Origin of the sequence: Paraburkholderia sp. SIMBA_053 (assembly GCF_046534895.1) — a bacterium.
Classification (GTDB): domain Bacteria; phylum Pseudomonadota; class Gammaproteobacteria; order Burkholderiales; family Burkholderiaceae; genus Paraburkholderia; species Paraburkholderia caledonica.
In genome coordinates, this window is record NZ_JAWRXU010000001.1 from 310,186 (window position 1) to 336,188 (window position 26,003).

At 62.3% G+C, this 26,003-nt stretch carries 24 protein-coding genes; 6 read left to right on the forward strand and 18 right to left on the reverse strand.

What is annotated here, in order from left to right:
* Positions 1-32: 32 nt before the first annotated feature.
* Complete coding sequence (locus SB753_RS01450) at positions 33-1,028, reverse strand: ABC transporter permease (protein WP_020067744.1); 996 nt, start codon at positions 1,026-1,028, stop codon at positions 33-35.
* Between the two features lie 244 nt (positions 1,029-1,272).
* Between SB753_RS01450 and SB753_RS01455 the strand changes: the two genes are divergently transcribed.
* A complete protein-coding gene (locus SB753_RS01455; protein ID WP_020067745.1) occupies positions 1,273-2,172 on the forward strand; it encodes an NAD-dependent epimerase/dehydratase family protein in 900 nt (299 codons plus the stop codon).
* A gap of 407 nt (positions 2,173-2,579) precedes the next feature.
* Positions 2,580-3,296 (forward strand): hypothetical protein, encoded by a 717-nt coding sequence (locus SB753_RS01460; RefSeq protein WP_020067747.1) that lies wholly within the window; start codon positions 2,580-2,582, stop codon positions 3,294-3,296.
* 138 nt (positions 3,297-3,434) lie between these two features.
* Here SB753_RS01460 and SB753_RS01465 read toward each other — a convergent pair whose 3' ends face one another.
* The 6 genes from SB753_RS01465 to SB753_RS01490 form a co-directional block, all read right to left on the reverse strand.
* On the reverse strand, positions 3,435-3,737 hold the full coding sequence (locus SB753_RS01465; protein WP_020067748.1) for a VF_A0006 family four-cysteine protein: 303 nt from the start codon (positions 3,735-3,737) through the stop codon (positions 3,435-3,437).
* A gap of 119 nt (positions 3,738-3,856) precedes the next feature.
* Positions 3,857-5,185: an NAD(P)/FAD-dependent oxidoreductase gene (locus SB753_RS01470; RefSeq protein ID WP_410799587.1), complete on the reverse strand. Its 1,329-nt coding sequence runs from the start codon at positions 5,183-5,185 to the stop codon at positions 3,857-3,859.
* A 209-nt stretch (positions 5,186-5,394) separates the two neighbouring features.
* Positions 5,395-6,723 carry an MFS transporter gene (locus tag SB753_RS01475; protein ID WP_410798642.1) on the reverse strand — a complete coding sequence of 443 codons (1,329 nt, stop codon included), beginning with the start codon at positions 6,721-6,723 and terminating at the stop codon, positions 5,395-5,397.
* Position 6,724: 1 nt separating this feature from the next.
* A complete protein-coding gene (locus SB753_RS01480; RefSeq protein WP_310066887.1) occupies positions 6,725-7,279 on the reverse strand; it encodes a GAF domain-containing protein in 555 nt (184 codons plus the stop codon).
* A 34-nt stretch (positions 7,280-7,313) separates the two neighbouring features.
* Positions 7,314-8,726: an MFS transporter gene (locus SB753_RS01485; protein ID WP_410798644.1), complete on the reverse strand. Its 1,413-nt coding sequence runs from the start codon at positions 8,724-8,726 to the stop codon at positions 7,314-7,316.
* A gap of 49 nt (positions 8,727-8,775) precedes the next feature.
* Positions 8,776-10,560, reverse strand: a complete 1,785-nt coding sequence (locus SB753_RS01490) for a gamma-glutamyltransferase family protein (protein ID WP_410798646.1) — start codon at positions 10,558-10,560, stop codon at positions 8,776-8,778.
* 221 nt (positions 10,561-10,781) lie between these two features.
* Here SB753_RS01490 and SB753_RS01495 point away from each other — a divergent pair, with 221 nt between their 5' ends.
* A complete protein-coding gene (locus SB753_RS01495; protein ID WP_310066884.1) occupies positions 10,782-11,459 on the forward strand; it encodes a FadR/GntR family transcriptional regulator in 678 nt (225 codons plus the stop codon).
* A 27-nt stretch (positions 11,460-11,486) separates the two neighbouring features.
* Here the strand turns inward: SB753_RS01495 and SB753_RS01500 are convergent, their stop codons facing one another.
* The 4 genes from SB753_RS01500 to SB753_RS01515 form a co-directional block, all read right to left on the reverse strand.
* Positions 11,487-12,704, reverse strand: coding sequence for an MFS transporter (locus SB753_RS01500; RefSeq protein WP_410798648.1), 1,218 nt, complete (start codon positions 12,702-12,704; stop codon positions 11,487-11,489).
* Positions 12,705-12,897: 193 nt separating this feature from the next.
* A complete protein-coding gene (locus tag SB753_RS01505) occupies positions 12,898-13,950 on the reverse strand; it encodes a serine hydrolase domain-containing protein (protein ID WP_410798650.1) in 1,053 nt (350 codons plus the stop codon).
* Between the two features lie 72 nt (positions 13,951-14,022).
* Complete coding sequence (locus SB753_RS01510; RefSeq protein ID WP_410798652.1) at positions 14,023-15,312, reverse strand: MFS transporter; 1,290 nt, start codon at positions 15,310-15,312, stop codon at positions 14,023-14,025.
* Complete coding sequence (locus tag SB753_RS01515) at positions 15,302-16,750, reverse strand: M20 family metallopeptidase (protein ID WP_410798654.1); 1,449 nt, start codon at positions 16,748-16,750, stop codon at positions 15,302-15,304. The genes SB753_RS01510 and SB753_RS01515 overlap by 11 nt, the downstream gene beginning before the upstream one ends.
* A gap of 176 nt (positions 16,751-16,926) precedes the next feature.
* On the opposite strand from SB753_RS01515, the gene SB753_RS01520 reads away from it, so the two are divergent.
* Entirely contained in the window at positions 16,927-17,850 is a 924-nt protein-coding gene (locus SB753_RS01520) for a LysR family transcriptional regulator (RefSeq protein ID WP_020067758.1), read from the forward strand.
* A gap of 11 nt (positions 17,851-17,861) precedes the next feature.
* Here SB753_RS01520 and SB753_RS01525 read toward each other — a convergent pair whose 3' ends face one another.
* The 7 genes from SB753_RS01525 to SB753_RS01555 form a co-directional block, all read right to left on the reverse strand.
* Positions 17,862-19,010, reverse strand: a complete 1,149-nt coding sequence (locus SB753_RS01525) for a DUF1501 domain-containing protein (protein ID WP_410798656.1) — start codon at positions 19,008-19,010, stop codon at positions 17,862-17,864.
* 3 nt (positions 19,011-19,013) lie between these two features.
* Positions 19,014-20,549 carry a DUF1800 family protein gene (locus tag SB753_RS01530; protein WP_410798657.1) on the reverse strand — a complete coding sequence of 512 codons (1,536 nt, stop codon included), beginning with the start codon at positions 20,547-20,549 and terminating at the stop codon, positions 19,014-19,016.
* Between the two features lie 71 nt (positions 20,550-20,620).
* Positions 20,621-21,130 carry a periplasmic heavy metal sensor gene (locus SB753_RS01535; protein WP_408130744.1) on the reverse strand — a complete coding sequence of 170 codons (510 nt, stop codon included), beginning with the start codon at positions 21,128-21,130 and terminating at the stop codon, positions 20,621-20,623.
* Positions 21,127-21,546 (reverse strand): hypothetical protein, encoded by a 420-nt coding sequence (locus tag SB753_RS01540; protein WP_410798659.1) that lies wholly within the window; start codon positions 21,544-21,546, stop codon positions 21,127-21,129. Before SB753_RS01540 ends, SB753_RS01535 begins: the two co-directional genes overlap by 4 nt.
* Positions 21,543-22,103, reverse strand: a complete 561-nt coding sequence (locus tag SB753_RS01545; protein ID WP_020067763.1) for an RNA polymerase sigma factor — start codon at positions 22,101-22,103, stop codon at positions 21,543-21,545. The genes SB753_RS01540 and SB753_RS01545 overlap by 4 nt, the downstream gene beginning before the upstream one ends.
* 263 nt (positions 22,104-22,366) lie before the next feature.
* A complete protein-coding gene (locus SB753_RS01550) occupies positions 22,367-22,687 on the reverse strand; it encodes a hypothetical protein (protein WP_410798661.1) in 321 nt (106 codons plus the stop codon).
* Positions 22,688-22,836: 149 nt separating this feature from the next.
* Complete coding sequence (locus tag SB753_RS01555; protein ID WP_410798662.1) at positions 22,837-23,799, reverse strand: cupin domain-containing protein; 963 nt, start codon at positions 23,797-23,799, stop codon at positions 22,837-22,839.
* A gap of 111 nt (positions 23,800-23,910) precedes the next feature.
* Here SB753_RS01555 and SB753_RS01560 point away from each other — a divergent pair, with 111 nt between their 5' ends.
* Together SB753_RS01560 and SB753_RS01565 are read left to right on the forward strand one after the other, a co-directional pair.
* Positions 23,911-24,450: a carboxymuconolactone decarboxylase family protein gene (locus SB753_RS01560; RefSeq protein ID WP_410798663.1), complete on the forward strand. Its 540-nt coding sequence runs from the start codon at positions 23,911-23,913 to the stop codon at positions 24,448-24,450.
* A 124-nt stretch (positions 24,451-24,574) separates the two neighbouring features.
* Entirely contained in the window at positions 24,575-25,972 is a 1,398-nt protein-coding gene (locus SB753_RS01565; RefSeq protein WP_410798665.1) for a mercuric reductase, read from the forward strand.
* The last annotated feature ends 31 nt before the right edge of the window (positions 25,973-26,003 follow it).

Sequence of the window (26,003 nt, forward strand, 5' to 3'; positions counted from 1 at the left end):
TCCTGATGTTATGGTTGCAGCGTTCAGTGTTCCTAGCGTTCCTTGCGACGCACGCGCCAGATGTCGATGCTGACGGCAATGAGAATCACGCAGCCGGTGATGGCCTGCTGCGCATAGGTATCGATGTTGAGCAGCACCACGCCATTCGTGATGATTCCCGCGAGGGCCGCGCCGATGATCGCGCCCTCCACGCTGCCCGCCCCGCCCGACAGACTCGCGCCGCCGATGGCCGCCGCCGCGATGACATCGAGTTCCGCGCCGAAGCCAGAAGCCGGCTCGGCCGACACGAAGCGCGAGAACGCAATGACGCCGGCCATCGATGCGATCAGGCCGGATAGCACATAGACCGTGAATTTCACGCGCGCGGTGCGCACGCCGGATAGGCGCGCGGCCACTTCATTGCCGCCCGTCGCGTACACGTAGCGGCCAAAGCGCGTCTGTCGCATGACGACGGAGAAGACGGCCGTCATGGCCAGAAGAATGACGACCGGAAAAGGCACGAATCCAATGTAACCCTGGCCGATGAATGTGAAGCTGTCGGGAACGTCGGGCGTGACGGGCACGCCTTTGGTGATGATGTACATGAGGCCGCGCCCGATCGACAGCGTGCCAAGCGTCGCAATGAAAGGCGGCAACTGTATCCACGTGATCATGAAGCCATTGAATGCGCCGACCGCGATTCCCACGGCGAGCCCCGCGCCAATGGCCGCCGGCGCGTTGTAACCATGCTGGAAGACGAGCGCGGTAACGAGCGACGACAGGCCCATGACCGATCCAACCGAGAGGTCGATGCCGCCCGTAATGATCACGAGCATCATGCCGATCGACATGAGCGCAATCAACGAAAACGAGCGGAACACGCCCATCAGGTTGTTGGTCGTGAGGAAGTACGGTGAGAAAACGCTGATCAACAGTCCAACGAGCAGCAGCACCGAGAGCACGTTCAGCTCGCGTATGCGCAAACACGCCCTGATCCAGTCAGCGGCACGCCCGGACGGGGGTTCCTTCTTCGACGATATTGCAGTCACCGATCGCTCCTCCTTTACGGGCTCGGAACAGATCATAGGAGCGCGGACATGCGGAAATCTGTGACGCGCGTCATAGATTCGCATCGGGATTGACCCGTAGATTGTCTGCAGATAGCGCGATGAATGCCCACGTGCCTATGACGGGCGTCACAGCATCGCGCAGGGTGTGGCGTTACGATGCGTCTGGTGTCGTCAGCGGCGCATTGCCGTCGGGTGGCTTGATGAACTGCAAAGGAGACAAGGCATGACCAAACGAGTGATTGTGACGGGCGGCAGCGGACTTGCCGGCAAATGGGTAGTTGAAGATCTGGTGGCGCACGGCTACGAAGTACTCAATCTGGACCGCGTGCCAATGGCCAAAGGCACCGCGCGGACTCTGATCACCGACATTACCGATGCGGGACAGGTGTTCAATGCACTTTCGTCGACGACCACGGCAAAAGAATTCGACGACGACATCGAGCCCAAGCCGATCGACGCCGTCGTGCATTTCGCCGCCATTCCGCGCATTCTCGTCACCACGGACAACGAGGTGTTCCGCATCAATGTGATGGGCACCTACAACGTGCTGGACGCGGCTGCAAAGCTCGGCATCAGGAAGGTCATCGTCGCTTCGAGCGAGACGACCTACGGCGTGGTGTTCGCGCACCGGCATCGCGACCCGGCGTACTTTCCGCTCGATGAAGAGTATCCCGTGGACCCGATGGACAGCTACGCCACGTCGAAAGTCATTAATGAAGTGACAGCAAAGGCGTTTCATGCGCGCACGGGCGCGGATATTTACTGCTTGCGCATCGGCAATGTACTCGACCCGGTGGACTACCAGAAATTCCCGACCTGGCTCAAGGACCCCGCCTTGAGAAAGCGCATTGCATGGAGCTATATCGACGGCCGCGACCTGGCAACGGCCTGCCGTCTGGGCATCGAAAAGGATGGACTGGGCTTCACGGTGATGAACGTAGCCGCAGACGACGTTTCCTCCGACCGGCCAGTCGCGGAATTGCTGAAGACTTACTACCCGAATGTGCCGGTGAAAAAATCGCTCGGTGAATTCGAGACCTTGCTGAGTAATGAAAAGCTCAAGCGTTTGCTGGGGTGGAAGCAGGCTTACCGGTGGCGAGAGCAGGTGTCCGGACAGTCGTAGGCGACTCACAGTCTCGCAAAGTGCCAGGTGCGCCTGATAACGACATCAGGCGCACTTTCCAAAGAAGCGTAAGACCTGTCCGACCACCGAGGTCTCCCAGACGCACGCGATTGCGCCTGATCGCTGCTTCGCATCCGCCAGCCCATCGATCCCCACTTCGTCCTTCCGCGTCGACACAACCACACCGGCCAGTTGCGTTAGCACGCCGCTGCGATTCAGCATTGGCATAAAACCGGCGATGGCAGCGCACGCCAATTCAGTGAAATGAGGCTAGAACAAAGGCCTATTCGCAATGAAAACTCGCGCCTATCACCACTAGAATTCCATCTCATACCTGCTTCACGCACCGTCACACATTCGTTACCTGTCGGAACGCTTTCTCACATCGGATTTCCGGTTAATTCAGCATGACACGGCTCGCACGTCATTACGTTCCAGATCAACCGCAGCACGTTATTTTGCAGGGGCTCACGGGGCCCGCATTCCTGGACGAAGGAGATTACCTGTACTTCCTCGCCTGCCTGGCAGACGCAGCGCGCGTCGCCGACCTGGCAGTCCACGCCTGGGTCCTGATGCCAGGTGCGGTGCAATTTCTGGTCACGCCGTCATATGAGTCGAGCGTGGCCATGGCGATGCAGGCGGTGGGCCGCCGCTATGTCGAGACGTTTAATCGACGCCACGGACGGCGCGGCACGATGTGGCGTGGCGGGTACCGGGCAACCGTGATCGAGCCGGATCGATATTTTCTGCTGGCGAGCCAGATCATCGATCATGCGCCGGTGCGCAGCAACCTTGTAGACGAGCCGGGAAAATACCGGTGGTCGAGCTACTCGCACCATATCGGGCTGCGTGTCGATAGCTTTATCAAAGATCACCCGCTTTATCGCGCGCTCGGCAACACGCCGTTCGAGCGTAACGAGGCTTATCGGGATCTGGGCGCGCAGTCCCCGGATCAACTCGAAGTCGAAAAACTGATGCAGTCCACGCTGAATGGCTGGGTGCTAGGCAGCGCCGAGTATTGCGAGTGGGCCGCGCGCACAGCCAACCGGCGTTTGATGCCACTGCTGCTGCGGGACCGGCCGCCCAGGACTCGCACGACACGCGCCTTCGCGCACGCCGGCTAAACAGTAGACAAACAGGCAGGCACACCCTGCCTGTTTGACCGAGCTACGTCACGTCGGCATTTTCTATCCGCGCGGTCGGTGAACCGCGAACCGGGTACAGGCTCGCGCTTGCCGATATCGAATCGCGACGCGCACAACTCACATCCGATTCTGGCGGCGGCAGGCGTGCAATATTTCGTTGACTGCAAATGCCCCTCTCACGTTCTGGACATTCTGCAAGATACACACGTGATAAGACTTCTCGCGCGGCAAAAGCAGTGCACTGTTTACGTACAGTGCCTGGCACGAATTTCTGATAACACGTGCCGCGTAGCTGCTCTGGCTATTCGCTAAAGAATTCAGAATGCATTGGTCGTATTCCACATTCTCGCCGCCAAGCGCGAAGGCTGATAACGGTGCGGCGAGCGTCAAAGGAACGAGCAGGTAAGCCAGTTTGTGCATGGACGTGCGACAGCCAGGAACTTGACGATGGCAATCGTAGCACGTCGCGTTTAATTGCAAAGGCGCACTCCATTCAGCGCGCATTGCAGTGCCACGAGAACTAGTCCCCGTAATTCAACTCACATCATTTCGGGGCTGCTCAGTTTCGTTCCGTCGGAAAATCGCGTCAGTCTGTAGGGACCCATGTCGAATTGCGGCGCCTCGTCCATTACCAGCCGGCTCGCCAGTAAGCCCGCGCCGGGCCCTAGCCCGAAGCCGTGACCGCTAAAGCCGGAGGCGATCACAAGACCCGGTTTCGCATCGACCTTCGAGATGATCGGGACAAGGTCCGGCGTCGTGTCGATTGCGCCCGCCCATGCGTGAGCGATCCGCAAGCCCGACAACTCGGGAAACACGCGGGCCACATTGCGCAGGCCGCGTTCGAGCCATTCACTATCGACACGCGGGTCGAGCACCCGTGTCCGTTCAAATGGCGAGATGTCATCGTCGCGCCACGTCGCGTTCGCCTCTGGTCCGTGGAAGAAGCTGGCACCGACGCGAACCTTGAGTTTCTTCTTCAGCTTGCTGCGGAACATGGTGCGGAACTTCACCGAATGCCGCAGGTTTTGCGGCGCGAGTTCGACCCGTCCATAGCCGGGGACCGCGATGGTGTAGCCGCCGTCCAACCTCCGCCTCAACGCGAAGTCAGGTCCGGAGAAGCAGCCTTCGACGACCGCCGGTGCCTCAGCGGTGCGCAACGCCGTTCCGATTACGTTGATGGCGGGCAGATCGATACCATGATGCTGGCAGAACAACGCGCTCCAGGCGCCTCCGGCAAGCACGACGGTGTCGGCTGCGAGGCGGCCGCGCTCCGTCCAGATGCCGCCTACGCGTCCTGCACTCATGTCCAGACTGCGTACCGCGCAGTTCTGGAAGACCTTGGCGCCAAGCCGTTGCGCCCCGCGTGCAATTGCAGGCGCGGCTTTCGACGGCTCGGCGCGGCCGTCCGTGACCGACCACAGACCGCCAGCCCACCTTGCACGTCCGGAAGGAATGCGCGCAGCCAGTTCTCGCGCACTGAGGATCTCACTGTTGAAACCGATCTCCCGTGCGCGCGCAATCCACGACTCCCATTGCGCGACGTCCGATTGAAGCTCCGTGCCATACAGAATGCCCGCCCTGCGAAAGCCAATGTCCTCGCCGAGTTCTCCGCTCAGTTCATCCCAGCGCCTGAGGCTTTGCATGGCGAGCGGCAACTCATAGAGGTCGCGGTTTTGCTGACGCACCCAACCCCAATTGCGCCCCGACTGCTCGCCGCCAATAACGCCCTTTTCGAGCAACACCACCTGGACACCGCGCCGCGCCAGTTCATACGCGGTGCTGACGCCGACGATGCCGCCGCCTATCACCGCGACATCGCATCGATCGGGGAAACTTTCGCTATTCGTGACTTCGTCGATCCTTAACATTTCACAGCCGCCGGTTGCCGCTTCCTGGTGAACTGCAGCGGTGAGTTCGGGAATGCGTACAAGAGCGCGCATCACCGTTTCACCATCCGCAGAAAGTGGCTACGATTCTCCTATCTTCCATCGCTTGGCTGATAGGACGATCCTCTTGCCTCTGCGCGGGACACGACGATCCACCGCATCCTGAATGCTTTGGGACGAAACCCGAAGCGTCATGGCGTGGATGGCCGCTCGGTGTCGTACAGGCGGTCCGGGATAAACAGCGCCGTGACGCCGCTCAGAAAGAAAACCGCACCCACGACAAGAAAGCCGAAGCCGATGGAGAACTGCGTGGCGAGGTAGCCGATAACAATCGGCGCTGCGCCTGCGCAGAACCGGCCAACGTTATAGGAACCGCCAACAGCAGTGCCACGTATCGAAGTGGCGAAGCTCTCGGACATGAAAGTGCCGATCGTGCCGAGCGGAACACCATACAGAAAGCCGAAGAAGAGCATGAGTGCAGCAATGTTCTCCCGCGTATGCCAGAAGATTATGACCGGCAAAAAGAGCGCGGCGCCCGCGCAACCCAGCACGTATACACCGCGCCGGCTCCAGCGGTCGCCCAGCCACCCGGCGAAGATCTTGCCGATGAAGGCGACCACGTAGGTGCCGATCATGTAGCCGGTCAGTGAACTGAACTTGATATGCAGTTCTCTTTCGAGGTACGTGGGTAGCCAGTTGTTCAAACCATAAAAGCCGGAAAGAATGAAAACAGAGGCGAGAGTCCACAGGATGAACAGCGTGCGCGTTTGTCGTGTGCGGAAAATCACGGCGTAGCGGCCGTCGCGCAATCGCGCTCCACTGTGACCTTGAGTGCCGCTTTCGTTCTGGCTTTTGCGGTCGGCTGCACGGCTTGCCCGCCAACTGGCCGGCTCGGGCACGGCAAATTTGATCGCGAGCGCAAAAACCACGGGAACCGCCGACACGTAATACAGCGTGCGCCAGCCATAGTGCGGCAAGATCCAGCTGCTCAGCGCGATCACCACGATATAGCCGGCCGAAATGGCGGTCTGCAACGCGCCGAGAATCAACGAACGTCTTTCGGTGGGCACGTATTCGGCAACCAGCGTGGTGACGAGCACCATGCAGCCGATTCCCAACGAACCAATGAAGCGAACAATCGCGAATTGCCAAAAGCTGTGCGTTAGCCCGAGCAGTCCCGCGCCGAGCGAGAATAGCGTCAGCGCCCATACGACCACCCTCACCCGGCCCACACGGTCGCTCAGCCAGCCGCCCAGTATCCCGCCCGCGGCCATGCCTACCAACGTCAAACTTCCCAACGCTCCTGCCTGCACATTGCTGAGCCCGAAATCGTCCTTGATTCGCGTGAGGGTCAAGCCGTACATCATCACGTCGGCGCCATCGGCCATTAGCGCGAGATAGGAAAGGACGAAGACCAGCAGCCAACGGCCTTGCGATTCCGCGCTTTGCGTTGCCGTTGCCGTTGCCGTCGCCGTCGCCGTCGCCGTCGCCGCTGTTGTAGCGCGGGGAGTTGTAGTCATGTCAGAGAGAATCCGAACTGCCGGCGGATACCGTATTGCCCGCGATCAGAGCGGGAGCGAGGAACGAACCGATCAGCAAGCCAAGCGCTTCGTGCCGCTCGGTGTACCACCCTTCCCGGTGTGTGAGGTTCATCGTGCCGATGCACACGCCGTTGTACGCGATAGGGATATTCAATATCGATCCGAGGCCCATGCCGGTCATCACCGTGTGATCGTCGAACGCTTCGAGAATGCCTTGCGGCGTTTCTGCGCGAAATGGCTCAAGGTCGTGCAGAACCTGTCTGGCCCACGCGGTGCCGCGTTTCTTCTTGCGCCCGCCAACTGGATACACGTCTGGCATGTTCGTATAAGCGCGCTCGACTTCCTCGCGCCCGGCGTCGTAAGACATGATCGTGAGCAGGCGGAAGCCGATTACGCTTGCCGCCACCTCATGAACCGCACGGAAAAGCGCCACCGGCTGACCGTTGAGCCGCATGGCCCTGGCGAGATGTTCCAGATGGGAAATGTCCAGCGTTTGCGGGACGGGCGGCGTAGTCACGATCCTGTTGGCTTGCATGGTCTATAAACGAAGAGTTGGCACATCGCGGCGTTCAGCCGCCTAATTCCGTGGAACTGAGCGGACCTCGAACATCCTGCGCACGCCCGAACTCCTCGGCCTCGATATCTTCGAGCGAACGGTTGCGAGTCTCGATACCGAGGCAGAAAACCACGCATGCTCCGACGAGCAGAACTGTCGTGGTCATCGCGAATACGCCCAGAAACCCGAACGTCGGATAGACGAGGCCGACCAGAATCGGCGCGCTCACCGAGCCGATGCGGCCAAAGGACGACGACGATCCCGTGCCCGTCGTGCGGACTGCAGTGGGAAACACTTCCGGGGTGTACGCATAGACGCCCGCGAATGCGCCGTTCATGAAGAACGACAGGCATATGCCCGCAAGCATGATGCCGATTCCCGTGTGAGAGAACGCAAGCGCGATCGCCGCGATGCCGCCCAGCAGCATGTACGAGGCGACCACCGCTTTGCGTCCGATGCGTTCATTGAGCCATGCCGCAGAGAAATAGCCAGGGATCTGCGCCCCATAGATCGCGATCGAATAACCGAAGCTTTTGGTCATGGTGAGCCCCTCCTTGAGGAGCAGACTCGGGATCCACGAGAAGAACGAGTAGTACGCGAACGCGACCGAGAACCACATGAGCCAGCTTACCGCCGTGGTACGCGCGAGTCGCGGCGACCACAACGTCAACACGTTCTGCAATGCGCGACCCTTGGCCGGTGCCGTCGCCGGCATCATGCGGACGGAGGCAACCGGCGCAAGATGAATGCCGCGGCCGGTAAACCATGATTCGATTGCGCTTACGATGCGATTCGCTTCTTCGGTTCGGCCCTGGCTTTCGAGCCATCGCGGCGACTCGGGCAGCGTCCTTCGCCACCAGAGCAGCATGACGACCGGCAAGGACGTGACCACGGCGAGATACCGCCAGCCATCGGCAAAATTTCTGACCACCACGAAGCCGAGAATCGACGAACTCAGATAGCCGAACGACATGAAACCGACCAGTGCGCCGCAAAACATTCCCCTGTAGCGCCGCGGCACGAATTCCGCGAGGAATGGCGCGATCACCACGGTCTCCGCGCCGGAGCCAAAACCCGCGACGATGCGTAATGCGAAGAACGTGTGCCAGTCGGTTGCCGCTGCACTCGCGAGCGACGCGACACAGTAGATCGCCAGCGCCGTCATCATGATGCGGCGGCGGCCGATGAGATCGGCGAAAACCCCCGACAGAAAAGCGCCGAAGAAGTACCCGATATAGGTACTGCTGGCAACGAGGCCAGTCTCGGCGCTCGTCAGATGCCACAGCTTGCTGACGACCGGTAACAGGAACGCAAGCGACGACGAATCGAGTCCGTCGAACAGATACCCCAGCCCGCCGATCAGCAGAAGTTTGCGATGAAATCCCGATAACGGGAGCCGTTCAAGACGAGCAGCTACAGCGGACATGGCGAGTTTCTCCATGGAGGAATGAGCGCGTTGATCGCGGGCACGAAGTTCATCGCCCGATCGCATATGCCTGCATCTGGCGAGGCGTCGCCGCGCCGCGCATCAGGCCATTTCTGATGCCGACCGCGCAGACCCGCCCCAATGCCCAAGGCTCCGCCACGGTCAGATCGTGTCCACGCGCGCGCAATTCGGCGAGCGTGCTTTCCGGAAAGCGTGCTTCGGCGGACATCTTGCCCAACTGCATCGCGCGCGGGTAGAACGAGCCGGGAAAATGAGCGGTCTGGAACGACGGCGAATCCGCGGCGGCCTGGAAGTTCATGCCGGCGTGCACATGTTTCAGGAATAGCTGGAGCGACCACTGATCCTGCTGGTCGCCGCCGGGCGTGCCGAATGCCGCGTAAGGTTTGCCCGCGCGGGTAACGAGCGTGGGCGACAGCGTCGTGCGAGGACGTCGGCCAGGACCCAAGGACGATGGCAGGCCCTCTTCCATCCAGAACATCTGCGCACGCGTGGTGACGTTGAACCCGAGTCCGGGCACCGCCGGCGACGCCTGCAACCAGCCGCCGGACGGCGTAGCCGACACCATGTTGCCCCACCGGTCGACGATATCGAGGTGTACGGTGTCGCCTCGAAGTTCAGGCAGCGGCGCGAAGGTCGGCTCTCCCTGCCCGAAGCCCCCAAACTGTTCCTTCCCGGCGAGTGCCATGATGCGCGCGGCGCGGCGCCCGCTGTCGCCCAGCGTTCCCGGACAAAATTCGAGCGACGCACGCTGCGGGTCGATGAGCTTGCGACGTTCGTCGTTATAGGCGTCGCTGAGCAGCACATCTAGCGGCACATGGGCAAACGCCGGGTCGCCGTAGAAGACCTCGCGGTCGGCGAACGCGAGCTTCGAGCACTCGATAACCGTGTGGACGAAATCCGCTCCCAGCGGATCCATCGCCGCGAGATCGAAGCCCTTGAGCAGCGCAAGCTGCTGCAGGAACATCGGTCCCTGCCCCCACGGACCCGTCTTGTGGACGCGAAGGTCGCCGTAGTCGTAGGACACTGGGTCTTCATAGGATGGCTCCCACCGAGCGAGATCGTCGGCGGACAGCAAGCCGCGATTGCGCTGCCCGGACGTATCGAGAACGGCTGTGGACCGAAAGTACTGGTCGATGGCGTCTGCCACGAATCCGCGGTAGAACACTTCACGAGCCCGTTCGCACTGCTCGGCGCGGTCGCTGCGGCTAGTCGCTTCTCGCAGAATGCGCTTGTAGGTGGCAGCGATCGCAGGATTGGCGAAGAGGTGATTCGGCGTGGGCGCGTCGCCATTTCGCAGCCATTGTTCGGCCGAAGTAGGCCATTCGGTGAGGAAAAAATCCTTGATCGCGAGGATCGACGAAGCCATGCGCGGCAGCACCGGGTAGCCGTTCTCCGCATAGCCAATCGCATAGCTCAACACGTCTTCGAGCGGCAACTGGCCATAGTCGCGCAGCATGGCCATCCATGCGCCGAATGCCCCCGGTACCACCGCCGGCAAAAGTCCGGTGCCCGGCACCACTTCCAGCCCCAGCTCGCGCATACGCCCGATGGTCATGCTCGCGGGCGTCACGCCTTGGCCGCAAAGCACTCGAACCCGGTCTTCGCGAGCGCTGTAGAACACCACCGGCAGTTCACCGCCGGGACCGTTCAGATGCGGCTCGACGATCTGGAGTACAAACCCCGCGGCTGCAGCGGCATCGAAGGCATTGCCGCCTTTTTCCAGCGCGGCCATGGCCGACGCGCTGGCCAGCCAATGCGTCGACGCCACCATTCCGAACGTGCCAATCAGTTCGGGACGAGTTGTGAACGACATGACCTACTCCTCTTTTGATCGCTGCGACCGGGTGCTGAACCAATGTTTAAAGGTATCAATTTCATCAGCCGGCCTTGGATGACCCCACCCTTTCCTCGATGCTAACCTGGAATACAATCGCGCAATACCAGCCAAAAAAAGCATTGCATGAAATTCACAGCGCCGGTGCACCGTCAATCTGTTATCTTTGATACCAATATTCATTGGTTCGGACGAATGGAATGGAAGAGACCGCGTTGAACGGCCTGCTCGGGTATATCGCCAGTCATCAGCTCAAAGACGGCGACGCGTTACCGCCCGAAAGGAAGCTGGCTGAAGAGCTTGGCGTCAGTCGACGGGAATTGCGCTCGGTGCTTGCCTCGCTGGAAGCGTCGGGTCGCGTATGGCGCGGAGTTGGGCGCGGCACGTATCTGGGAGCACGGCCGCTCAAGTTCGGTCCCACGCTGCGCGGTTTGCGCGCGGGCACCAGTCCAGCGGATATCGCCGAGATGAGGCTACTTTTCGAGCCCGCGCTGGCGGAACTCGCCGCGACCAAGGCCAGTTGGGACGATCTGCTCGAACTTGAGAAGTGCGCGCGGAAAAACGCGGCCGCGAACAGCGACGAGGAGTGGCAGCAATGGGATCACCGCTTTCACTTATTGATCAGCCAGGCCACCCGCAATCCGGCGCTCATTGCGCTCATGGAAGTGATCAACGGTATGCGCGTCAAGCCGGAGGTTCGAAAGAAAACCGTCAGCCAGGAGACGCGGCATTATTTTGCCCAGCAGCATCAGGCAATCGTCAACGCGATGAAAGCCCGTGACGGTGAAACGGCGGCTCGATGCATGCGCGAGCATCTGTCGAGCGTACAGTCGCGTGCGTCCAGCAAGATAGGCGGCGCGGCGGAATCACCGGGATGAAACAGCTTTGGCTGTGCATTGGTTTGATCATGCTTTCGGTGGAGTTGTCGAAAGGCGTTTGTTCGCGTGGCGGCGCCGAGCCTCGATGGCCAGAGCAAGAACCCCTGAGCCGCCCATCATGAGCGAGATCGATACGATTACCAGACCGACGCGGTTGTGTCCCGAGAACAGGCCGACCAGTAAGCCCGCAAGCGGCTGCGTCAAATTGTTGAGCATGATGACCACACCGAGAGTCTTGCCGTAATCCCTTGGTGGAATGACTGTCTGCCGCACAGTCCGAATGTAGATGCTGAACATCTTGTCGAAGCCTGCGATCAGCAGAAAGCCGATCGCGTAGCCCCAGGGGGACGGGCTGACACCTGCAACGATCCCGCCGGCGCATATCGCTACGAATGACAGCAGGCCCAGCACTCGCCGAGGTATCGCGGTTCTCGCGATCACCAGCAAAATGACGACGGTTGCGATAGCCCCGGCAGTCTGCAAAAGCGCATAGAAAGCATCGGATTGATGATGCACGCCGGTCACCATCGCCGCCGAAGTCGCCAGCGTAACGCCAATGACGAGGTTTTCCGCCGCAGCCAGCGCCACGAGCTTTTTCAGTTTCGGCAGGCGCGCGACGTGATCTAACGCGACCTTGATTGGCGCGGACCAAGGCCCCCTGGCAACCTCAGGCGCTAACAGTTCGAAGTCGCTCGTGCGTTGCCATAAGACGGTCGCCCAGTCCGCGGCGAAAAACAGAATCGCCGTTGCCACGACAACGAACTCCCATCTCCAGCAACCCAACATCAACGCGGCTAATACGGGGCCGGCAACCACACCTATCTGGTCGGCGAGTTGCGAGTGCGACAGGACCCGTTCCAATTTTTGATTTTTGAATAACTGGGGCAGCAACACCTCTCGTGCGACGAGTCCCTGACTCGTGAGAACGCCACAACACGCTGAAAGTACGACGAGCCAACCAATGCCGGCGAATATTGCGTATCCGATAACGCCTGCAATACACGCGAAGCCGCGATACAACTGGCTGACACGCAGAATCCTGACCGGCGATATCCGGTCACAAAGGACGCCACAGAAGGGAAACACCAGGTACCTCGGGAGCGCCTCGATGAAGAACGCAATGCCGGACCACGACGTCTCATGCGTAGTCTGATAGACGACCAGGGGCACCAGAAAGAGCAGAATCTGGTCCGCTAGTCTCGACAGAAACAAAGAGGCAAAGAAGGCACTTTGATTGGTGCGCACTGGACGGTTTCCGTTTCGCTGACGCCGTAGCAAATTGAAGGCGGATACCTTGCCGCCGTTTTATTTGTGCGGACCACGACGCGGCCGGCTGTCCGGCGCGATCGTGTTCCCGGAGCACCATTGTCCACGATCCGGTTGTTTCGGCCGAGCGAATTATCAATGTGCATCTGTGCCGTGCTCACCCGACCGGCCGTCACCGCAACTGCGCCACTGCATCGAACACACGCCCAAAGAACTCATCCGCATGCTCGGGATTAAGCCAGCGCACTATGACGGCGAGCCTTCGGGTCGGCTCGATCCACATGAACGAGCTACCCGCGCCCACACCGAAATAGCTCGATGTCGGCACGCTCGGAAACATCTTCTGCCCGGTGTTGAGCCAGACGAGATAGCCGTAGAACGGCGCGATCGCGCAAGGCGTTTGCATACGCTCGATCCATTCCTTCGACAGCACACGGCGCCCCGATGCGACGCCTTCGTCGAGTAGCATCTGCGCGATCTTCAACTGATCGTTTGCGCTGATCGACATGCCGCCGCCCCAGTGCGTGCCGCCCGGCACCGACTGCACGCGGCGTCCGCCCACCTCCACCCATGAGTGGTCGTAGCCGACCCAATCCCAGGCGTCGCTTGCTCCTGAAGGCCGTGCAATCGCCTCGCGGAACACGTCCGGCAGCGGGTCGCCGAACAGATGCAGCAGCGCAAGCGAAAGCTGGTTGATGCGCACGTCGTTGTATTCCCAATACGTGCCCGGCTGCTGTAGCGGACGCAGATCGCCCTTTTTGCCATTCGGCGGCTCACCGAACGTGACCGCGCGATAGTGATCCGCCTGGTCGGGCAAACCGAAGCAGGTGCCCTGCCATTCGCTCGTCTGTTGCAGCAATTGCGCCCACGTGATGCTTGCGTTGTGATCGTCGTCGAAGCCGATCCCCGGCACGCGCACGCGCACGGGCTCGTCGAGATCGGACAGCAGGCCGCGGTCGTGGGCCACGCCCGCGAGCAGCGCCAGATACGTCTTCGCAATGCTGAACGTGAGGTCCGCGCGGTCCGGCTCACCCCACGTCGCGAGCTTGTGTCCGTCGAGCGCAATCGCGCCCGAGACCGGCCCCCGGTCATGCACGGGTCCGAGCAGCCGGTTCCACGGTGCCGGGTCTTTCACATGCACGCCCCAGTTGGCATCGACCTGGCGATCCCACGTCGATTCATGCTCGATGGAAAACTGGATGGCCTGCTGCAATGCTTCGTTCATGCGTATTTCCTGTGAGTTTTTCTGGAAAGTCGTTGCGCGTGCAGAGTGATGACCGCGATTAACCCCGCGCACTCACCGCACATGCAGACGACGGCGCGCCCACATCAGCGTGAAGAGGCTGATTACAGCGGCGATCATCAGGTACAAACCGGGCGCCAGATTGTTATGAGTGAACGCGATCAGCGCCGCGACCACCACCGGCGTGAAGCCGCCGAAAATCGTCGTGCCGATGTTGTAGGCGAACGCCATGCCGGTTGTGCGCGTTTCAACAGGGAAAAGGTCCGCCATCAACGCGGGAATCGGCGCGAAGTACGTCGCTTTCAGCAGTGCGACCCAGATCACACAGGCCAGCAGCATGGGCAACGACGGATAGGCGTTCATCAGCATGAAGGCCGGATACACCGTCACCAGAAACAGCACGCCGACCGGCAGCATGATGCGTATGCGCCCGAGCTTGTCCGACAGGTGTCCGACCACCGGCACCAGCGCCATCATGATGAAACCCGCCACGAGCGTCGCAATGAATCCCGACGACGGCGAGAGTTTGAGCTGATGCGTCGCGTACGTCGGCATATACAGCAGCATGTAGTTCGCGGTCGTGGTGAGCACGAGCGAGCCGATAGAAACGAGCACCCGTTCCTTTTGTGTCGCAAGCACCACGCGCATCGGCGACGCGAGCTTTTCGGCGCGAGCGAATTCCGGTGTTTCGTCCATGCGCCGGCGAATGTAAAGGCCGATGGGGCCGATCAGCATGCCGAACAGGAATGGGATACGCCAGCCCCACCCTTCCAGTTGCGGCGGCGTCAGCAGGCCGGTCAGCAAGGCGCCGAACAACGACGCGAGCAAGGTGCTCGCGCCTTGGCTCGAGAACTGCCAGCTCGACATGAAGCCGCTGCGCGCCGGCGCATGCTCGACGAGAAACGCCGTCGAACTGCCGAATTCGCCGCCGGCCGAAAAGCCCTGCAGCAGGCGCGACAGGAAGATCAGGATCGGCGCGGCGATGCCGATCGTCGCATACGGCGGCATGACGGCGACGAGTCCTGTGCCGAGCGTCATCAACCCAATCGACAGTGTGAGCGAGGCCTTTCTGCCGTGCCTGTCGCTATATGAACCGAGAACCAGCGCGCCAACCGGACGCGCGAGATACGACAACGCGAACGTGCCGAGCGTAAGTAACAGCGAAACCGTGCGGTCGTGCGTCGGAAAAAACAGCCGCGACAGCGTGGAGGCGAAGTAGCCATACACGACGAGGTCGTAGAACTCGAGCGCGTTTCCTATCGATGTCGCCACGATCAGGCGCGCAATGTTGTGCGACTGCGCGGCGTCGAGCGGTTGTTGCATGGCGGCGGTGTCAGTACTCATTGCGCTGTCCTCGATACGGTTGACGGGGCAGATTGGCGGCCGGATTCGCGTCGGGGGCGTCGCCCTCGCGCGTACCGAGGTCCCAGAACAGGCCCGCCATGATGCGCAGACCTTCTTCGACTACCGGCGCGAGCAGATGCTCGTCCGGCGCGTGCTGCGAACAGCCGGGGTACGAATGCGGCACCCACAGCGTGGGCATGCCGAGCACGTCGGCGAACACATCGTTCGGCAGCGTTCCGCCGAGGTTCGGCAGCAGCACCGGCTGCGCGCCGGTGGTTTGCGTAAGCGAGCGCAACGCCCACCGTACCCACGGGTTCTCCGGATCGACGCGCGTGGCGGGCGCGCCGCGTTCGACGCTCACTTCGACCATCTGGAAACCGTGCGCGTCGAGATGGCGGCGCACGATGCCGGCGATATCGGACCAGGCGGTGCCCACCACGAAGCGCAGCTGCATGTGCGCAAACGCGAACGGCGGAATCGCATTCACGGGCTTTTCGGGGTTGCCGGTGCGAAACGCGAGCACTTCGAGATTGTTCCAACCGAACACGCGCTCGGCGGGCGTCAGGCCCGGCTCGCCGTAGTCGGTGTCGACTTCCGGCTCGCCGGGGTTGCCGCCCACGGTGATGTCGGCCAGCGCGCGGCGCACCGCGTCCGGCACCGGCGGCGGACGAAGCCCTTCGATCGCGATACGGCCGTTGGCATCGACCATCGACGCAATCGCGTTGGCGAGCACGATGCCCGGATTGCGCAGCAAGCCGCCCCAGTTGCCCGAGTGATGCGCGCCGTCGCGCAGGTTCACATCGAGCCGGAAATTGGTTACGCCGCGCGAGCCGAGAAAGAGCGTCGGGCGGCTGGCGGCGAGACGCGGGCCGTCGGAGGCGATCAGTACGTCGGCGGCAAGTTCGTCGCGCAAGCTGGTGCAAAGTGCGTGCAAACCGGGCGACCCAACCTCTTCGCCGGTTTCGAACAACAGCTTCAGGTTGAAGCCGAGCTTGCCGCCGCGCGCATCCATCACGGCTTTCAGCGCGGCCAGGTTGATGCTGTGCTGGCCTTTGTTGTCGGCGGTGCCGCGGCCATACCAGCGCTCGCCGTCAACGCTCACCTCCCATGGCGAGCGGCCGTCGGCCCATTGCGCGTCGTAGCCGCGCACCACGTCGCCATGGCCGTAGCTGAGCACGGTCGGCAGATCGTCGCCTTCATGACGATGCGCGATCAGAAATGGGCCCGCGCCTTCGTGCGGATTCTCGGCGATGCGGCACACGAAGCCCCATGCTTCGAGGCGCGGCGTCAGTTCGTCGGTCAGATAGGCGCGCAGAAGCGAGTTGCGCTCCGGCTCCTGGCTTTCAGTACGCAGCGCGACGCGGCGTTGCAGGTCGGCGAGAAACTGGCCGGATCGGTAGCCTTCGGTGGCTAGCTCAATGGCGGTATGTCGGGTCAACTCGGTCTCCGTCGGGTGCGCTGGAAACTGCGTTGCGCCGCCGCGTCAGAGTGCGCGGCGCATGCGGCAGCGGGTCGACACCCATGCTGTGGTGGCCGATATTTCTGCACAATTACAATATTTCTTACCCACCTTTGCCAGAACGGCAAAGGTCGTCACCGGGACTAACGCATCCAATGGACCAGACAGCCTTGCGCTATTTCCTCGAAGTCGCGCGCAGCGGATCGCTGAGCAAGGCGTCCGAGCGGCTTTTCGTCGCCGTGTCGGCTTTGAGCCGGCAAATCGCGAGGCTCGAGGAGCAACTGGGAACGCCGCTCTTCGAGCGCCGTCCGCGCGGCATGGTACTCACCGATGCCGGGCGGCTCCTCGCCAACCACGCCCGCCGCAGTCAGCTGGAGGACGAGCGTGTCACTGGAGAGATCCGCGGTCTCTCAGCCGGCGAACGCGCGACGATTCGCATTGCGAGTTCGGAAGGCGTTGCACCGGACTTCCTGCCGCTCGTGTTTGCGCAGTTCCTCAAGATGCATCCCGGAGCGCATTTCCAGCTCGACGTCTCCGCGCCGTCGATAGCGACGCAGCGCGTGCGTGAAGGCACGCACGACGTGGCGGTATGTTTCAACATGGTGCCGGAGCGGGACGTTCAAGTGCATTACGCACAGCGCGCACCGGTGTACGCGCTGATGCGGCAGAGCCATCCGCTCGCCGCGCGCGCCAGCGTCTCGCTGGCGGACCTGCTGCCCTGGCCGCTCGCCATGCCGAGCCAGACTCTGACGATACGGCAACTGTTCGATATCGCATGCAGTCTCGAAGGGCTGATCTTCGAGCCGGTAATCGCCAGCAACTATCACGTGGCGTTGCAAAACTTCGTGCGCTACACCGACGCGATAACGTTGACCGGCTATCTGACGGTACACAGCCGCCTCGTGTCCGACTCACTTGCAATGGTGCCGATTTCAAACCCCGAACTGCACCAGCGCACGCTGCAGATTCAGACAATGGCGGGCCGCACGCTTCCACAGGCAGTGACCGCGTTCATTGCACTGTTGATGGAAGCGATCGAGTCGCCGGAGCATGTGGACGTGGGAGTCAGCCGAGGTTAGCGCGCGCCGCACTATGCACGCACGATATCTGTGAGCGGCTTCGTCGCGACGGTCTGACCGAATAGCGCGCGAGCCGTACGCTGAGGGTCGAGGCCGAGGCCTTCGCTCGCGACGCCGGCAATCAGCGAGTCGAGCGATGTGGTCGGTTTCAGGTCGCGCGCTTCGTAAAGATCGCGAGGCGCGAGACCGGGCCAATCCGCGATGACCCGCCCGCCCGCGACCGCTCCGCCCAATACCACCGCCACCGAACCCGTGCCGTGATCGGTGCCGCCAGTGCCGTTCGCGGCCGCGGTTCTGCCGAACTCGGTCGCGACGAGTACGGTGGTTTTGCTCCAGGCCGCGCCCATGTTGTCGCGCAGCGCCGCGAGCATTGTGTCGAGCGCTTTCAACTGATTCGCAAGGCGCGTGCTCTGCGCACTGTGCGTGTCCCAGCCGCCGGTTTCGATCATTGCGATACGCGGGCCGTCATCGCGTGACAGGAAACTGGCGGCCAGTTTGCCGAGGCTCGCGGGGTCCTGGCGCGCGCCGGCGTCGCCAGCAAGACCGCGCGCCGTCATTGCCGATTCCCACAGCGGGCGCAACTGCGCGTCCTGATCGTATAGCTGGGAGACGCGCATGAGCAGATCGTCCGGCGCTTGCGGCAATGCTGAAGGCGCGTAAGAAGTTACTTCCGCATTGCCGCGCAGCGCCATGGGCACCGTCGGCGCGAACGCAATCGCGTTTTCGCGTGCGCTCGGCAATTGAGCGACGAGCCGGTTCAGCCAGCCGTCTTTTACCCGATATGGCGACGCGCCGCCCGTCTCGAGCACGTTCTGTCCGTCGAAATGCGAGCGGTCGCGATACGGCGACGCCACCGCGTGCACGAACAGCGCCTGGCGGTCCGCGTACATGGCGCCGATCTGCACGAGTGCGGGATGCAGCGCAAAGGTGCCGTCAAGGCGGCGCGCGCTCGATGCATCGATCGCAAGCGCGCCGCGCAATGTTGCATAGGCAGGCTCCGCGTAGGGCACGACGATGTTCAGGCCATCGGCGGCGCCCCGCTGAATCACGAACACGAAACGCCGATCCGTGCCGACGCTCGCGAAAGCAATGCGCGGCGATACGAGAATTGCGCCCGCTCCGGCAGCAGCAATTTGCAGAAATTGACGGCGTGAAGACATGGACTATCTCCGTTGAAAATCGGGCGAGACCAGCAAAAGTGCGATGGCCGTGGATGCGCTTTCGGCACGTGCGACGGCCACAGCGCTCGGCGCGCTGAGCGATCCCGGGAGCAGCACCTGCCCCAGCGAACGCGCGTCGAGCCGGTCGCCGACGCGCGCGGCCAGGCGCTGCGCCACTTCGACGCGGCGTACCAGCGCATCGGGCGCGGCCCAGCTTGCAGCAATATCGTCGTAACCGGCAGGCGAGCCGGGCCGCCACACGGGTTGACCAAGTTGCGCCAGGATGGGCGCAGCCTGCTGATTACCGAGGTCTTGCCAGCCGAGCCCGCGCATCGAAGAGATCGCCCATTCCCACGGCGTCTTGAACTTGACAGCGACGGGCGACCACGCTTGCGGCATGTCGAGCAATGCGCGGTAGACGGACGGCAGATCGCCGCCGCTGCGCTCGAACACGCCCGCAAGCCGCTCGCTCACGCCTGCCGGCGGATTGTCGGCAATGAAATGACGGGCCAGTTTCGAGCCGACGTGCTGCGCTGTTGCGGGCGCGCTGGCGAGATCATGCAGGATTGCAAGCGCCTGCTGTTCGCCGGGCTGATCGTAACGGCGGCCCATGATGGTTCGTGAGCCGGGTTCATGCAACGCGTCGCGAAACACGAAGCTGCCCGGCGCCGAGGCTTCTTGCATCGGACGGCTTGCCTGCATGCCTGCACTGGCTGAACTGCCGGCGTTGGCGATATTCCCGGGATTCCGAGGTCCGGTAGCGAGACTCCAACCGGTCAGCGCGCGGGCGAATTCGGTCACGTCCTCCTGGTTATAGCCACTGCGCACACCTAGCGTATGCAGCTCCATGATTTCGCGCGCGAGATTTTCGTTGAGGCCGCGCTTGCTCTCGGGATTGCGCTGCGCCGCCCGCATCGCCGCGACGCTGTCCGGCCCTACCGAGCGCGTCTGATCGAGAAACAGTTGCATGGCCGGATGACGTTCCACTGCGACCAGCATGTCCTCGAAGCGGCCCAGCACATGTGGACGGATCGCTTCGGCTTCGAATGAGCCAGCGAGCGCCGCCACAGCGGGCTTTTCCGTCGACACTGCGAAATGGTTAGACCAGAAATGAACCAGCCGCTCGACAAAGGGCGTCTGTGTCGTCAGTGCGCTCACCACCCGCGCATTCACGGACGATCGATAGTTGTCGCGTATTTCCGCACGAATCGCCTTTCGTTCGCCTTCCTTATCTTTTCGCGCATCGCTTTGCGATGCCGCTTGCTCACCTGTCTGGGCATTCGCTTGTACGGGCATGCTCGCGCCGCCCGGATTGCGCTGAGCCTGCATACGCAACTGCATGCGCTGCTGCTCCAGTTCGCCCGAGATTGCCAGCGAGTCAGGCTGGCTCGCCCACGCAGCCGGCTTCGCCTGATACTGATCGAACTGTGCGAGTAGCCAGGCCTTCGGATCGGCGGGCGGCGTATCGTCGGCGCGGGCGCCCAGGCCGAAGCGATTCAGCGCAATTGCAGCGGCGGTAAGGTTCGGTTGCGCAGCCATGCGATCCTCTTCGGCGTTAGATACAGCTTGAACGTGCGGCGCGAGAGATATCCGTCGCGCCAGTCTGATTTTTAATCGCCCGAAGATGCGGGACTCGCCGGCCTCGCGACGCTGGCGCCGGGCTGCGGCTCGCGCCACTGTCCGCGCAAGCGGAGGCTGTCGGCGAACTTGACGCGCTCCTCAGGCGACAACCCCGACGCGAAATCCGCCACACTGCTTTCCACTTGCGCGCGCAGATTGCTGTCCGCCGCACGCGTGCGAGCGAGGGCGGCGTCGAGTGCCGGGCGATCGAGCTGCGGAGCGGCCAGCAGACGCAACACCTCGCGCCGCCCTTCGCGTGCCTCGCGCGCGAACTGTCGCGCCTCGCGGCGCCCGGTCTTCAGGCTGTCGGCAAACTCTTTTTGGCGCTCGGTTGAAAGCGTCTGCGCGGCAAAGCGCAACGCGCGCTGTTGCGCGACGAGCGGCGTCGTGGCACCGCGCGCCGCAAACCACTGATAGGCGCCACCGGCAATCGCGCCCAGCAGGAACACGTTGAGCACCAGCGAGGCTACCAGAACGATTTTCCATGTCCGGCTGTTCATTCGCCGCTCCAGTCGGCAGATGAACCACCGAAACTCGACGTTAGATATGACGACTCGTGCATCGGCGGAACCGTCTCGGTCAATACGAAAAACGACACGGCCAAAGCGCCGGCCGCGCCGCCGAGCAAGCCGACGCCCGCGACCGCCGCGCCTGACCACCACCATGCGCGCCGCTGCGCAGCAGGCTGCCGCCGCGGCGCGCTGCCGATAATACGATGCTGCAGTGCCGCGTCCGGCGGCGCAACGTGGTCGGCAGCGAGCCACGTGTCCAGCTCGGCGGCTTCAGCCAGGTACGCATCCGCTTGCGCGCGATGCGCGTCCGCCCAGCCCTGCGCCGCTGCCCGCTCCTGTTGCGGCCAGCGGCGTGGATCGGCGCCATAGGCTTCGACGATCTGGTGAAATCTTTCCGGCGTCATGACTTGTCCTTGCTAAGGCCGCTGTCGGCCAGTTGAGCGCGCAGATTGCGGCGCGCGCGAGCCAGCAGACTTTCCAGCGCATCGACGGTGACGCCCATGAGTGCTGCGGCGTCGGTGTTCGACATCTCCTGGTAATAAGTGAGCACCAGTGCCTCGCGTTGTCGCGCGGGCAAGGCGGCGAGTGCTTCGCGAACCCGCTCGCCGCGGGCGCGCGCTTCGAGCCGTGCATCCGGCGGCGGGGCGGGATCGACCTCGTCGGGCAGGTCGTCGCCAGGATCTTCGCGCCGGCCGCGCAGACGGTCATAGCAAAGATTGAGTGCGACGCGATGAATCCACGTGTCGAATTTCGCCTCGCCTTCTCGCCAGCGCGTGGCCTGTTTCCAGATCCGCACGAACACTTCCTGCGCGACGTCTTCCGCTTCCATGCGGTCGCCCAGCATGCGCGTGGCGACCGCGAGCAGACGCGGCAGCTTGCGCGCAACCAGCGTGCGCACAGCGGCCGGATCGTGCCGGCCGACCTGCTCCAGCAATTCCGCGTCGGGATCGCGTTCGCTCAAGAGGCCGCACCCTTCGACACACGTGCGATGCGCTTCACGTCGGCTTTATCCTCGTAGGTTCGTTGCGCGTGCATTATCCGGGCGCGGTTTTTCAAGCGGTTTTTTTGCAGCGGTCATTCACGCCGTTGTTCAATACACGACGACTGCCGGACGATAGTAGACCGACCGCGCCGGGTAGACCACACAACCGCCGAGCGACGCCACGAGCAGCAATATCAACAGTGTTTTCATGGCAGCTTGCCTCCTTGAGTCATGTGAGGCCTTCACGCCCAATGGCCTTCGACCCAGCGCCAGTTCGGAGCGCGCTGCACCCAATGTCCCGGCACCCAGTGATAACCGGCGCGAACCGGCTGCCAATGGCCCGGCGCCCACTCGTAACGACCGTGGTGCCAACGCCAGCGGCCCTGGTCCCACACATAGCCCGCTCGCGGCGCGGGCAAGACCTCGACGCGGGGCGGCGGTGGCGCGACAGGCGCGATGATCACGGCTTGGGCGATGGCAGGTGCCGCGGTCAGCGCGGCCGCGCAGGTCGCCGCGACGGCGAGCACGTTGCGTCCAAAGTGAAACGGCGTTTTCGATGTCATGTCGGTTTCTCCCATTCATTCAGTATCGAAGCGCGGCAGGGCTTCGTTTCTTCTTAAACGCGGCAGCGGGAAAAATCCGTCGAATGCTTCGAATATTTATTTGCGTCGCAGCGACAATCTTCGCTGCGACGGGCCGGAGCGGGTGCAAATCATGACTGTCCGTGCCGGTTGTTCTCCGAACGACGCCAGTCGGCGGGCGTCATGCCCAGATGTTGGGTGAAGGCCCGACGGAACGCCGCGACGGATTGATAGCCGACCGTCTCGGCTACGACCTCGGTGGAAACGCCCGGCTTTTTCAACTCATTGGCGGCCAATGCCATCCGGACATCTGTCAGGAGTTCATTGGGCGAGCGTCCCACCTTGTCCTGAAAGTGGCGAAGCAACGTCGCGCGCGACATGCTGCAAAGTTCGGACAGTTCGGACAGGGTCCACGGATAGGCCGGATCGTTGAATATGGCTGCAAGCGCCGGGGCGAGGCGCGGATGTCCAGCGAGAGCCAGCAAGCCTGTCGGCGCCTCGTCAGACTCGCCGGACATACGCAGCGCAAGCGCGAACAACGCCGTAGACAGCGCGTTCAGCATTGCATAGCCGCCCAGCCTGTCCGCACTCGATTCCGCCTGCATGAGCGCCATCAGCCCTTTCAGTTGTGCAAGCGTCTCAGCGCTGGACGAAGCCCTTGCGGCCGACGTCCGCACAACGAGCCGAGGAGGCAGATATGCGCGGATCAGGCGGTCATGCGGCGGCGCCAGCACGATTCGACCGCAAAGCATTTCAAGGCGCTGACCACTGCCTTTATTTTCGCTGACGGTCAGGTTCAACGTCTGGCGCTGGCGCGCAGGTTTCGGGCGCGCGCCGCTGCCGTCGTGAAGAATATGGGCCGAACCGTGCGTCAACATCACGATGTCGCCAGCGCCCAGATCTTGCGGCTTGCCCTCGCCCGGCGTCTCCAGAATGGCCGATCCGCCAAGCACGATGTGATACGGCATTTCCCCGGCAGCGGAATCGTCGTAGATGACTTGCCACGGAGCGCCGTACGAGCATCGGAGTTCGAGCTGCCCGCGCACTGTCATCATGCCGAGCAGACGGCTCAGCCAATCGAGCGTGAGTGACATATCTACCTCGGTTGATACTTTTGAGCATGATATTGGCAATCGAGAGGCTCAACAAGATCATTTCGCGACCCTAAAGTGAAGGCTCCTAACCACCACCGCATGAGGTCGATCATGAGTCGCATTGCAATTCCCGCAGTTTCGAACGCCACGGGCGCCACCGCCGAAGTCTATGCACGGGTACGGAAGATCGCAGGCGGCAGCGTGCCGAACCTGTTCGCGACGGTCGGTCAAGTCGCACCCGCGACATTGAACGCCGTGCTCGACGCGGAAGGCGCGCTCGCCTCTAGCAGTCTCAGCAAACAGGATCTGGAAACCATCAAGCTGCTCGTCAGCGAGCAGACGGGTTGTGATTACTGCGTGGCCGCTCACGTGATGTTGGGAAAGATGACCGGCCTCTCGCCCGAGACGCTCCGTCAGATTCGCGCGGGCAAGGCGACGGGCGATGCGAAGCGTGACGCCCTCGTCCACTTCGTGCTGACGCTGCAGAACACGCGCGGCACGATCGATGAAAGCGAGTTTGCAGCCATTCGCACCGCGGGCTACAGCGACACGCAACTGGCTGAGATTTCGCTGGCGATCGCCATGACGATCTTCACGAATACATTCAATCGCATTAACGACACTGACGTCGATTTCCCGCCGGTCAAGTAACACGTGCGTAGTCGGGCGGACTCGTCACGCGGTGACGTGCCGCTCGCCGCATCGTCGCGATCCGGCGGAAAGCCGGATCGCTGCCGCACTGGCCAACTCACTCGCAGGTGTACTGGAGGATTTCATGTCTCAAGTTGAACATTTCGATACGTTGATTCTCGGCAGCGGCCAGGGCGGCAAGCTTCTGGCGTGGCATCTGGGACGATCCGGACAACGGGTCGCCGTAGTCGAACGGCAATGGGTCGGTGGGTCATGCCCTGCCGTGGCTTGCTTGCCGAGCAAGAATGAAATATGGAGCGCGCGGGTCGCGCATCTGGCGCGGCATGCCGGCGACTTTGGCACGACGACCGGTCCGGTCGCCGTCGACATGGCGAAGGTCCGCGAACGCAAGCGCGGCATGATCGAGAGAGAGGCGGCGTTTCACGTGCAGGCGTATGCGTCGAGCGGCGCCGAGTTGATCATGGGCTCCGGCCGTTTCATCGGACCGAAGACGATCGCAGTGCAACTGAACGACGGCGGCACGCGCACGCTCGCCGGCGATCAGGTGGTCGTGAATCTCGGCACGCACGCTGCAATTCCCGATGTGCCCGGATTGCTGGCCGCCAATCCGCTGACGCATATCGGCGCGCTCGATCTCGACTACGCTCCTGCGCATCTGGTCGTGCTGGGCGGCGGTTATATCGGCATCGAGATGGCACAGGCTTATCGCCGCTTCGGAAGTCGCGTGACGATTGTCGAGCGCGGCGCCCGGCTGATGGCTCGCGAAGACGTGGACATCAGCGAAGAGATGCGTGGGATTCTGACCAACGAAGGAATCGATATCGTGACGGGTGCTGAAACAGTTCGTGTCGAAGGCCGCTCCGGTACGCAGATTCGCGTCGTGCTGAGAACCGCTTCGGGGGAACGGGTGATTGAAGGCAGTGACATCCTCGTTGCGGCAGGACGGGTTCCCAATACGGCCGGCATTGGGCTGGAGCAGGCAGGCATCGAACTCGACGAACGCGGATACATTCGCGTCAACGACAGGTTGCAGGCATCAGCACCCGGCGTATGGGCAATAGGCGAAGTCGCGGGCAGTCCGCAGTTCACGCATGTTTCGGTAGACGACTTCAGGATAGTGCGCGACAACCTCGCTGGCGGAGATCGAACGACAACCGGCCGCCTGGTTCCGTACACGCTATTCACTGATCCGCCGCTCGCACGCGTGGGTCTGAACGAACGCGATGCACTTCGCGACGGTATTGCGGTTCGCGTCGCGACACTCCCAATGAGCAATGTGCTGCGAACTGAAGCGACCGACGAAACTCAGGGATTCATGAAGGTTCTCGTCGACGCCAAAGACGATCGTATCCTGGGATTCTCGATGATCGGACCGGAGGCGGGCGAAGTCATGGCTTCGGTGCAGACGGCAATGATCGCAGAGCTTCCGTACCCGAAACTGCGCGATGCCGTCATCTCGCATCTGACGTTCGCCGAAGGTTTGGGGCCGCTTCTGTCGAAGGTTCCTGCAAGGGCGGCTTAACAGGCGACCGGCGCATGGGCGCGGACTGCGC